This is a genomic window from Phaeodactylibacter xiamenensis (assembly GCF_000759025.1).
GTDB classification, from domain to species: Bacteria; Bacteroidota; Bacteroidia; order Chitinophagales; family Saprospiraceae; genus Phaeodactylibacter; species Phaeodactylibacter xiamenensis.
Window position 1 is genome coordinate 220,783 of sequence record NZ_JPOS01000083.1, and the last position, 11,738, is coordinate 232,520.

An 11,738-nucleotide genomic window follows, 5' to 3' on the forward strand; every position below is an offset into this window, starting at 1 on the left:
TATCAAAAGCCATTAGAACTATGAATTTTGACAAAGCAAAAACCGTGGGCGAAATCGTCGCGGACAACTACCGGGCTGCCGAAGTCTTTAAGTCCTTCGGTATCGACTTCTGCTGCGGTGGAGGTAAAACAGTAGCAGAGGTATGCCAGGCAAAGGGCGTGGACTATACCGCCCTTGAGCGGCAGTTCCTGGAATTGGATAAGCAACGCAGCGATGCGCCGGCACATAATTTCAAATCCTGGCAGCCGTCCTTTTTAATTGATTACATCGTTAATGTCCACCATACATACGTGACGGAGAAGGTTCCACTGCTCAAACAGTACGCAGCCAAGGTAGCCAAGGTACATAAAGACAGTATTCCGGCTTCGAAGGAGGTCAAAACTTACCTGGATGCGCTCAGCGAAGAGTTGCTGGATCATTTACAAAAAGAAGAACGTGTACTCTTCCCGTATATCAAACGGCTGGAAGCTGCTATCCAACAACCCACTGCGGACCGAAGCGCGTTCAAAGGCGTGAGTGGCCCCATCGGGCAGATGGAGCTGGAGCACGAATTCGCCGGGGAAATGATGAGCAAAATCCGCGCCGCCACAGATGATTTCACACCACCGGACTTTGCCTGCAATACCGTGCGTGTGCTGTACAAAATGCTGGAAGAGTTCGAGCGTGACTTACATCAGCATGTCCATCTGGAAAATAACGTATTATTCCCCCGCGCCCTGAAAATGGAAGCGCAACTGACCGCATAATTTTGTGCCATGATCAAAAAAGTCTTCCTGCCGCTGATGTTACTGGCCCTGGTCCTGCAGACCGGCAGGGAGGCTTTACTTTTTGCCTGGTACCACTACAACCTGTCCGGTTTTGAACAGCGCTTTTGTGAAAACATTGACGAACCACAGCTGGAGTGCCATGCAAAGTGCCAGCTGGAGGAAATGGTGGAATCGGACCCTTTACAGCCCAACCCACAAAATAACAACCTGCTACAGTGGATACAATTGCTACAACTTTACAGTGCATTCCCCATGACAGAAATCCATGGCATCGACAAGCCCGGATTTGAAGAAACAATTGATGGTTTGTTTGACTACGCCTTTCTCTACAGCCATTCCTACCACCAGAGGCCACTCAAACCACCGCAGTAAGCCATCCCTCACCCCTTACATACTCACGTACTCACATACTTAAAACTTACTGCAATGAAACGCACCATCATCAGTACCCTGGCAATGCTATGCCTTGCCCTGAGCAGCCTGTCTGCCCAAAATCACCAATGCAACTGCCGCGGGCAGGTCATCGACCAAAACACACAGCAACCCATTCCCTACGCCGTGGTAGAAGTGAACGGCACCTATCAATACACCGACGAAAAAGGACAGTTTGAACTAAGCGGGCACGAAATGCCCATGCAGCTTTGCGCCTCCCAAATGGGCTACGGCAAAGCGCACAAAGAAATGACGAGCTGCAGCCAAACCATGGTCTTCCTTGCGCTCCCGCCCAAGCCGCTGGAGCTGTCGACCATCACCGTGGAAGGCGACAGAGGGGCAAGCACGCCACTCTCAACCGTAGTGCAGGATAACGCCCAATTGGTCAGCCAGCCCGTAGACATCGGCGACCTCCTGCGGGAGCAGCCAGGTTTCGGGCTCATCAAGCGGGGTGGCTATGCGCTGGACCCGGTATTCCGCAGCTTCAAAGCCGAGCAGCTGAATATCATCTATGATGGGGGCGTACAGGTCGTGCATGCCTGCCCCGGCCGTATGGACCCCATTTCCACCCACGTCAACCCCAGCGAAATCAAGGCGCTGGAGATCGTAAAGGGCCCTTTCAGCGTACGGCATGGACAGACGATGGGCGGTGTGGTCAATATCGTAACCGACGATCAGGCACCGGCACCCGGTTGGGGTGGCTTTGCGGAAGTGGGCTACGAAAGCAATGGCGATTCCCGCCTGACGCAAGCCGGCCTTGAGTACAGCACTGGCATAGCCGACTTCTCCGTGAGCGGCGGATGGAAGGATTTTGGCAACTACCAAAGCGGGGATGGCACCACAATACCCTCGGCATTCCGGGCCTACGACTACAGCCTGAGCGCAGGGCTTTCGCCAAATGCCAATCAGCGGCTACAGGCGAGCTGGCGGCAGAGTTTTGGCCGCGACATCCTGCACGCGGGCCTGATGATGGACACCGACTCCGACGATGCCAGCGTATTCTCCCTCGACTACAAAGTGCAAAACCTGAGCCCAAAGCTGTACGGACTGACTGCAAAAGCCTACGGATCGCAGGTAGACCATGTGATGAGCAATGCGCGCCGCCCCAACTTCATGATGGTGGAAGCAGTGGCTACCGTACAGTCCCAAACGCTTGGCGGCAAAGTGGAAGCTAACTGGCTGCCCGGCGCAAAGAGCATCCTCTACACCGGGCTCGACTACCGCCGCATCAGCCGCAGCGGGGAGCGCGTACGGACCATCAAACGCCACATGATGACCGGTGAGCCTCTCCCCCAGCCTATGGTTTCTACTGACCCCATTTGGCAGGATGCTTACATCAATGACGTGGGGGCCTATGCCGAATATCGCTTACTTATCAGCGACCGGCTGAGCTGGAACAGCGGCCTGAGGCTGGATTGGGTAAACGCTAATAGTAATGCCCCCGCCCCCGGATTCACGGAACAGTACGGCCTTCTTGATGCGCAAAACGACCTCAACCTCAGCCTGAACAGCTCCCTGCATGCCCAATTGTCGGACGAGTGGAGCCTGCAGCTGGCAATAGGCAGGGGCACCCGCTCCGCCAATATGATTGAGCGGTACATCTACCATTTCAATGTAGGTGTCGACCCCTTCGAGTACCTCGGTAACCCCAACCTGAAGCCCGAAGCGAATCATCAGGCAGAGCTTTCCGTCCGCTGTGAGGGCGAGCGCTGGCAGGCCGGAGGGAACGTCTTCTACTCCCTGCTGACCGACTACATCACGGCAGCCGTAGACAGCACCCTGCCCCGGAAGTATATGCCAATGAGCGAGCCCCGCTTCGCCCGCCGCTTCACGAATATCGACCGGGCGATGCAGGCTGGCTTTGAATGGGATGCAGCTTACCGCTTCAATGATCAGCTAAGCGTCTACACCCTCGGTGCCTACACCCACGCCCACAATCAGGACTGGGACGAGCCGCTGGCGCAAGTCACGCCCCTGGAAGGGAGCCTGGGCATCAAATATCAGCGCGGCCGCTGGTGGGCCGACCTGCGCAGCCGCTTTGTAGCGGAGCAGAACCGGGTCTCCCCCACCTTCGGCGAAACTACAACGCCTGGTTTCCAGACGTATGACCTGCGGATGGGCGCGGAAGTGCTGCCGGGCCTGAATCTCGGCTTCTCCGTTCTCAATATTCTGGATGCCAACTACTACGAGCACCTGAGCTGGGCCTACCGCAATATGCCGGAACAGGGTATCCTGTACGAGCCGGGCCGCAATTTCGCGCTGCTGCTGAAGTATAATTTTTAAGAAAAAGTATTGATGGTTGTACGCCGGGCTGCTGTGGTTGGCAGCCCGGTGTTTTATTTTTTGACAACCAGCGTTTTCGCCATCTTATCATGCCACCCCTGCCGGTTCTTATCAAACAGCACCCAAAGGAAGCCAAGGGCAAAAACCGAGATGGAGATAAGCTTACCAAAGTTGCGGATAAAAGATGCTTTAAGGCTAAGCCGCTGCCCGGTGTAGCCGCCAACGCTTAAGCCCAATGCCCGTTTCCCAAGGGTCCCTTGACTAGGTGAAGACTCCATAAAAGCGGCGTAGACCACATAGAGCAGAAAACTAATATTCCTAATCAAGGTCCGCTGAGACATGAAGGCCTTCCGGGCTTCGAGGTCATTGGGTGCACGCTCTAAATAGTTGTGCAGCAAGGCATCGAATCCGAAGAAAAAGTAAAAAATAGCAGCTACAATGAGTGTAATTGGCAATGCATCAATCAAGTAGGCCAGCAGTCGCTGCCCAAAGGAGGCTAGTGAAGCGTTCATAACTGAGGGATTTTGTTTTTCCACAAATTTAAGCTTTTGAATAAAAAGCCGTTTCTGCACTTTATTCTGTACTTTTAGTCCTAATTGTGTACATGCTTTTTTTTATCTGGTGTTTCAGATTGTGATCATTCTAAGGGTGTTTCATCCTACTTTTGCTTTATAACGACCTGTTCTTGATCCTTTTCTATTTCAGACAGCTTGGCATGTAATTATTAACGACCTAATTTTTTTCAAACAAATCGTGATCTTATGGAAAAAACGAAGTTTACTTTCGTTTCTCCGTCGCGGCTGGCAGGCGCATTTGCGTTCGCGCTGTTGACTTTCCTGGGCCTTCCACAGGCTTTTGCACAGGATTGTCCAACACCATCGAACGTAGACGTGAGCTACAACTGTGATGGAGTCGTTGTACTGGACTGGGACATTACGGACCCAAGCGGCCTGGTACAATCTTACACCGTTGACATCGAGAATGGCAATCAGCCGGTTGTCGACTTTGTCAACATGACTTCTACTGAGCTGACTATTGTTGCAGGTACCCTGACACCAGGCACGACTTACAACTACGCAATTACTGCGAACTGTGCAGCTTCCAATGTTTCATCTGCAACTGGCCAAATCGATGGCGCGGACATTCAGGACCGCCAGCCAACGATTTCTATCACCAACGTGAACAACCCAGTTTGCCCGGGCGACGAGTTCTCCGGCAGCTTCACTGTTACGGTGAATGATGATTGTGGCGCTTCCTACAATATCTCTGTAGGCGGGACCACTTTCTTCAACGTGCCAGCAGGCTTTGGAATTGTTTTCGGTGGCCTCAACGCAGCAGTGGGCGGTACGACTTACACGGTGAACCTCTCCTTGTCTTCAGCAGGCGGCTGCCAGTTTAACACAGACCAGACGGGCTGTGTTTCTTCTGTTTCAGCAACTCAGACGCTGACGCCATCCGACAGCCAGGCACCAGGTATGGACGTGACTGCAGCCGGTGGTGTTGACCTGGGCTCAGGCGCGGTACTTACTTACACTCCGCCAGAGGGCGAGTGTGGCGTACAGCTGCTTTGGTCTGTGTTCCCATTCGACAACTGCGGTGGGCCATCTGATATTGACTTCACAGCGAGTGTGACCAATAACAACCTTGGCGTATTCCCAACAGCTTCAGTAACTCAGGATGCAGTAGACGCGGCTTACGCTGTGAATATCTTCGCTGCAGTGGGCACGAACGTTGTTACGCTTAGCGCAACCGATGAGAATGGCAACAACACGACCCTGACTTACACTATCGAAGTACTGGATGTGCGTATCCCTGAGATTTACGGCCCTGGCGACATGCAGGTTCAAATCCCGGCTTGCCAGGATGAAGGCGTGCCTGTAAACTGGACAGTATCTACAGTTGATGACTGTGATATTACACCAGATCTGGTACAGACAGCTGGCCCATCTTCCGGCAGCACGCTGACAGCAGGTACTTACACGGTATCTTACACTTCTACTGACGATTCTGGCAATACTGCTTCCTACAGCTTCGATATCGAAGTGACGCAGGCAGCAAGCCCGGCTCCAATTGTAGACGTATCAGGCAATGGCCAGTTCAACGTACCAGCTTGTGAGGACAACGCAGAGGTTGTGTTCTCTGGCAACGTATATGACTGTGACCTGACAGTATTCAACTTCAATCCTGCGGACCTGACCGTTAGTGGTGCAGATGTAGCGATCAGCTACTTCCTGCCACAGGAAGACTATGTATACTTCGAGGCTACCGGCAACCTTGAGCCAGGTGATTACCTCATCTCAGTAAGCTACCAGGGCGTAACTGTAGACCACGCGGTTTCTGTTATCCAGGATGCGAACCAGCCTGCAACGGTCACGATGCCCGGCAACCTTGCATTCCTTGAGCCACTGTGTGCTGATGGAGCAGACCTGAGCTTCCAGGTACAGATCACAGACGACTGTGATGCAGACCTTAGCGGTGCTACCTTCACACTGAACGGCGGTGCTGCACCTGCAGTTGACGCAGCCGCTTCTGATGAGGCAAATGGCCTTTACGTATGGAACCTTGCTGGTATCCCAGCGGGCTCTTACACACTGGTTGCTACATTTGAAGATAGCAACGGTGCACTATCAGAAGGCACTGCTACCTTCACGGTAACAGACCAGCCTGACAACTCTGCTCCGATCATCATCTACCCATCACAGAACATCAATATTGCACTGGACCCATGTGCTGAGAACGCAGTAGCTTCTCAGGTTTTCCAGATCACAGCGATTGACAACTGCGATGGCGACCTTGACCCAACTGTATCTGTTTCTGCAGGTACAGGTTCTGTTACTGCAGTACCAGGCGGCTATGTATTCATGGGCGGCCTTGGCGTGCACACGATCACAATTACAGCGACTGATGCAGCTGGCAACAGCCGCACGGAGTCCTTCGCTATCAACGTAACTCAGGCGCCTGCACCACAGGAGAATCTGGCTTGCAACGATAACATCAACGTTACGCTTGACGACAACTGCTCACGCGTAATCACTGCGGATATGGTACTGGAAGGCAACTTCGGCTGCTTCGAGGAGTCTGACTTTGCGGTCAACATCGTAAACGACGACAACCCTGCGAACGGCAATATCCTGGACGGCCACGGCCAGTTCATCTATGAAATTGACTTTGCAACAACTGCTCAGCCTGTGGTTGGCTTTACTGGTGATTTTGCACCGGGTAACTGGAGCATCCTTCAGCAGAATAATGGTTCTGTATCCTTTGCTGCTAATGGCGCTTCTGTTGACTTTGACGGCCCTGATGGAATTGGCTGTTTCGGAACGGGTGCCGAGGCATCTATTGCCATTGCAATGCCTAATGATGGAAATGTCACTTTTGACTACGATTACACTAGCCTCGATATATTCGGTTCTGGCTGGGATGCGTTCATCGCACTCGTTGATGCTAATGGCAATGTAACAGTCTTAGTAAATACGATCAACAGTGTTAATGCAGCGGGTACTGTAAACGTAGACGTTGCAGCTGGTGACGTACTGGCTATTGGAGTTGCATCTGTAGATTGTACCTTAGGCCCAGGCGTTGCAACAGTCGACAACTTCGTCTTCTCTCCATTGACACCAGACGCAGCAGGCTTCGAGCCATGCTGGGGCTATGTTACCGGCGAAGACAAGACGGCACCAGTTATCGAGTGCCCGGACGACACAGACGTAGCGACTGTCAGTGTGCCTGTACAAACGATCGACGGCGAGCTGACAGCGTCTGACCCACAGATCGAGCTGGCGGACTACTCTTGCTTCCTCGACTACCTGTTTAACATCTTCGGCCCTATAACCACGCCACTGGCGGGCCCACAGTACTACGACCTGATCGAATTCCAGGTTAGTGAAGAGGATGTATATACAATTTACCTGACTGCGCCAGCCGGCTGGAACGGCGGAGCAGCGACAGCGGTATTCCAGGGCGGCTTCAACCCTGACAGCCCATGTGAGAATATCCTCACGGCGTCAACAGCGGACCTGAACAGCGCGAACCTCGGCCCTGTGGGCGGCGGTATCAACCCGACAATCCGTATGACGCTGCCACTGCGCCCATACGAGACTTACACTGTACTGGTATCTTCAGTAGATGCGGAGCAGGTAGGCCCTTACACGCACACGATCTTCAGCGACGGCAACGGCCTTGTAGGCTCGTGGAACTTCACGCAGACGACACTGCCAGACTGGACGACCCAGTTTGACACGACGTTCTCTGCCCTGCCATCGACTACCGAGCAGCTGGTACTGCCATTGTTCTGCAATGACTTCGGCCAGATCTACGGCGGCGACGCAGGTTCTGTAGCACAGGAGACTGCATTCATCAGCGGTACTTACCAGTGGGTAGGCGCGCCAAGTGCGACGGACAACTGCGACAACAACGTAGGCATCACAGCGACGGACAGCTTCACAGCTTCCGGCGACTGCGGCGACGTAGTAATCACGCGCTCCTTCACGGCTACTGACGACCAGGGCCTGACAGACGAGTGCCAGCAGCAGATCACTTTCCGCAAGCCAACGCTTGCTGACGTGACGAACCCGCCGATCACGGTAGTGGTAGAGTGCGACGAGGACTTCCCAACGCTGGCGAACGGCAACCCGGCTCCAGAGCTGACGGGCTATCCGTTCATCTTCACAGCGTTCGGCATCTTTGACATTGCTCCGAATTACTGCAACATCGGCGCTTCTTACGAAGACCTGCCAACAGTAGACGAGTGCGAAGGCCGCTTCAAGTTCCGCCGTGAGTGGACCGTATTTGACTGGTGCGACCCAGGCAGCACAGTGATCATCGACCAGCTGATCAAAGTTGGCGACTACACTGCTCCTACGGTAACCTGCCCTTCAGACACACCAATTGCTTACTCTACAAGCCCATTCTCTTGTGGTGCATCTTTCGAGGTGCCAATGCCAGGCGTGAGCGACAACTGCTCCAACGTAACGGTATACACTGAGATCGTGACGACAACAGAGGAAGAGGTGATCAACCAGTACGGCCTGCCAACCGGACAGTTTGTGATCGACACCGTAGTGGTGCGCACAATCCAGCCTGGCGCGAACCGTTTCGTATCCTCTATCCCATTCGGCGACCACTTCTTCCGCTATGTGGCAGAAGACGACTGTGGCAATGAGACGGAGCTGTACTGCCCATTCTCCGTGATCGACCAGATCGAGCCAGTGGCAGTATGCGACGACCAGCTGAACGTAAGCATCGGCGGCGGCAACATCGTGCCAGGCCAGCCAGCGCTTGCACGGGTGTTCGCATCTGACGTGGACGAAGGCTCATGGGACAACTGCGGTGATGTATCTATCGCGATCTTCCGCAACAACTTCAACCCGGTCACTTACACTTGCGGCACGCAGAACAGCGTAACCGGCGATTTCGTCGACTTCTTCTGCTGTGACGTAGGCGTTACATCTGATATCACACTGGTTGTGACCGACCAGTACGGCAACCAGAACTCCTGCTGGCTGAGCGTTACGCCAGAGGACAAGATCAACCCATTCTGTGACGCGCCAGACAACGTAGTTGTGGATTGCGACGACCTGCCATACGGCTTCGACGCATCTGACGCAGGCCAGCTGGAAGACCTGTTCGGCATGGCGACGGGCGCAGACAACTGCGGCGTAGCATCTGTACAGCAGGTAGCATCGAACGCTGACCTGGAGTGCGGCTACGGCTCCATCACTCGTATCTTCCGCGTCACTGACGTGAACGGCCTGAGCAGCACGAACAGCTGTGTGCAGGTGATCACGATCAATGAGGTGCACAACTACGAGATCAAGTTCCCGAAAGACGCTGAGGCGGACTGTGGAGTAGCAGAACCAGATAGTGTAATCTACAACGAGCTTGGCTGCGACCTGCTTGCAGTGACAAGCAACGACGAGCAGTTCTCTGCATCCGGCGACGAGTGCTACAAGATCTTCCGTACGTGGAAGGTGATCAACTGGTGCCAGTATGACGGCGAGAGCGACCCCTACATCGTGGGCCGCGACGAAGACTGTAACGGCACGCCAGGTGATGAATGCATTTGGCTGCTTGCGCGCCCGAACGGCAAAATCTACTTCGATGAGGACACAGACGAGTCGCCTGACAACAACGTTCCAGGCATCAACTTCTGTGGTACGTCAAACGACTACTACGACTTTGACTACGATGAGACTGGCTACTACCAGTACACTCAGATCATCAAGGTATACGACGACACGGCTCCTGAGATCAGCTTCACGCAGGCAGACGCATTCTGCTCACTGGACAACGTGAACTGTGATGCGAACGTGACTTATCCGTTCAGCATCGATGAGGACTGTACGCCAGACGGCCTGACGATCAAGGTGTTCCTTGACCCATTCCTGAGCGGCGACCTTGTGGAGCTGACAGGCGTGGTATCTGGTTCTTACCCAGACTACACGATCACAGTGAACGACCTGCCAATCGGCAGCCACGCGTTCGAAGTGCATGTACTGGACGGCTGTGGCAACTCAGACCTTGCGATCCTGCCATTCGACATCATCGACTGCAAGGCGCCAGCGCCAATTTGCATCAACGGCATTGCGATCGAGCTGATGCCAGTAGACGAGGACGGCGACAACCTGCCGGACCCGGGTGCAGGCATGGCTGAGATCTGGGCGAGCGACTTCATCGCTTCTCCGATCACTGACTGCTCTGAGCCGATCAAGTACTCTATCAACCGTGTAGGCGAGCCTAACGACCCTGACCAGGCCGGCCTTGTGCTGACTTGCGACGACGAAGGCACGCTGGTGATCGAGATCTGGGCGTACGACGCAGCTGGCAACAGCGACTTCTGCGAGACTTACATCCTGGTACAGGACAACATGGGCGTATGCGGTGCAGCAGCACCAATGGCAGCCGGTGCAGTCAATACCGAGGACAACGAGCCGGTAGAAGATGTACAGGTCAGCCTTTCCGGCCAGGCTTCTACAGCGATGACGACTCAGAACGACGGCGCTTACGTATTCACGAACCTGACATCAGGCCTTGACTACACGATCACGCCACAGCGCGACGGCGACTACCTCAACGGTGTGTCTACGTTCGACCTGGTACTGATCAGCAAGCACATCCTGGGCGTTGGCCCGCTGAGCACGCCATACCAGCGTATCGCAGCGGACGTTAACAACTCTGGCTCTATCACTACTCTGGACCTGATCCAGCTGCGCAAGCTGATCCTGTCTATCGATACAGAGTTTGCTAACAACACGAGCTGGCGCTTTGTGGAGACGGCTTACGTCTTCCCAGACCCATCTAACCCATGGGCAGAGCAGTTCCCGGAAGTGATCAACATCAACGACCTTCCATCCACAGGCATTAACGGCGCGGACTTCGTAGCAGTTAAGATCGGTGATGTGAACGGCGATGCTACGGCGAACAGCTTTGCAGTGGTTGACGAGCGCAGCTACGAAGGCACATTCGCGCTGCAGACAGCAGAGCAGGAGCTGAAGGCGGGCAATGAGTACCGCGTAAGCTTCACAGCTGCTGACCTTGCACGCATCGAGGGCTACCAGGCGACGCTGACGCTGAGCAACGGCGTAGAGCTGGTAGACATCGTGAGCGGTGTAGCGACTGAAGACAACTTCGGCCTGACTTACCTGGGCGAAGGCATGATCACGACAAGCTGGAACGGCGAAGCATCTGATGCAGAGCTGTTCACCCTGGTATTGCGCGCAAACAGCGACGTGATGCTGAGCGAAGTACTGGGCGTAAGCTCAGCAGTTACGAAGGCAGAAGCTTACGGCAAAGACGGCAGCTTCCAGGACGTAGCGATCGAGTTTGGCTCCGCCTCCGCTACAGCTTCGGCGGACAGGTTCGAGCTGTACCAGAACCAGCCAAACCCATTCAAGGGCGAGACTGTGATCGGCTTCAACCTGCAAGAGGCAGCACAGGTAACAATCACCATCAGCGACGTAACAGGCAAGGTACTGAAGCTGTACCGCCAGGACGGCTCTAAGGGCTACAACCACATCACGGTTAAGTCTTCTGAGCTTGCGGCGACCGGCGTAGTGTCTTACACTGTTGAGACTGGTGACTACACAGCAACGAAGAAGATGGTCATCGTCAAGTAACCATCTCTTTGAGATATAGCCCGGCGGGCGCTGCTTAGGCGGCGCCCGCAGTGGGCAGACCGGGAGGCCGGGCATCCGAAAGGGCGCCCGGCCTTTCTGGTTTTATTCTACGCTCTTACGTCTCTGTACAGAATTGAAACTT

At 54.3% G+C, this 11,738-nt stretch carries 5 protein-coding genes; 4 read left to right on the forward strand and 1 reads right to left on the reverse strand.

Annotation, left to right across the window (positions count from 1 at the left end):
* Positions 1 to 20 precede the first annotated feature (20 nt).
* Genes ric through IX84_RS23815 form a run of 3 tightly spaced genes read left to right on the forward strand, consistent with a single transcriptional unit; the run spans position 21 to position 3,482 of the window.
* The gene (gene ric / locus IX84_RS23805) at positions 21 to 746 is read left to right on the forward strand and encodes an iron-sulfur cluster repair di-iron protein (RefSeq protein ID WP_044226746.1); all 726 of its coding nucleotides are present in this window, start codon (positions 21 to 23) and stop codon (positions 744 to 746) included.
* Positions 747 to 755: 9 nt separating this feature from the next.
* Positions 756 to 1,139, forward strand: coding sequence for a hypothetical protein (locus tag IX84_RS23810; RefSeq protein ID WP_044226751.1), 384 nt, complete (start codon positions 756 to 758; stop codon positions 1,137 to 1,139).
* Between the two features lie 54 nt (positions 1,140 to 1,193).
* Positions 1,194 to 3,482 carry a TonB-dependent receptor domain-containing protein gene (locus IX84_RS23815; protein WP_052516347.1) on the forward strand — a complete coding sequence of 763 codons (2,289 nt, stop codon included), beginning with the start codon at positions 1,194 to 1,196 and terminating at the stop codon, positions 3,480 to 3,482.
* Between the two features lie 53 nt (positions 3,483 to 3,535).
* Here the strand turns inward: IX84_RS23815 and IX84_RS31470 are convergent, their stop codons facing one another.
* Positions 3,536 to 3,994 carry an RDD family protein gene (locus IX84_RS31470; RefSeq protein ID WP_152605211.1) on the reverse strand — a complete coding sequence of 153 codons (459 nt, stop codon included), beginning with the start codon at positions 3,992 to 3,994 and terminating at the stop codon, positions 3,536 to 3,538.
* A gap of 249 nt (positions 3,995 to 4,243) precedes the next feature.
* On the opposite strand from IX84_RS31470, the gene IX84_RS32640 reads away from it, so the two are divergent.
* Positions 4,244 to 11,596: an HYR domain-containing protein gene (locus IX84_RS32640; protein ID WP_044226754.1), complete on the forward strand. Its 7,353-nt coding sequence runs from the start codon at positions 4,244 to 4,246 to the stop codon at positions 11,594 to 11,596.
* The last annotated feature ends 142 nt before the right edge of the window (positions 11,597 to 11,738 follow it).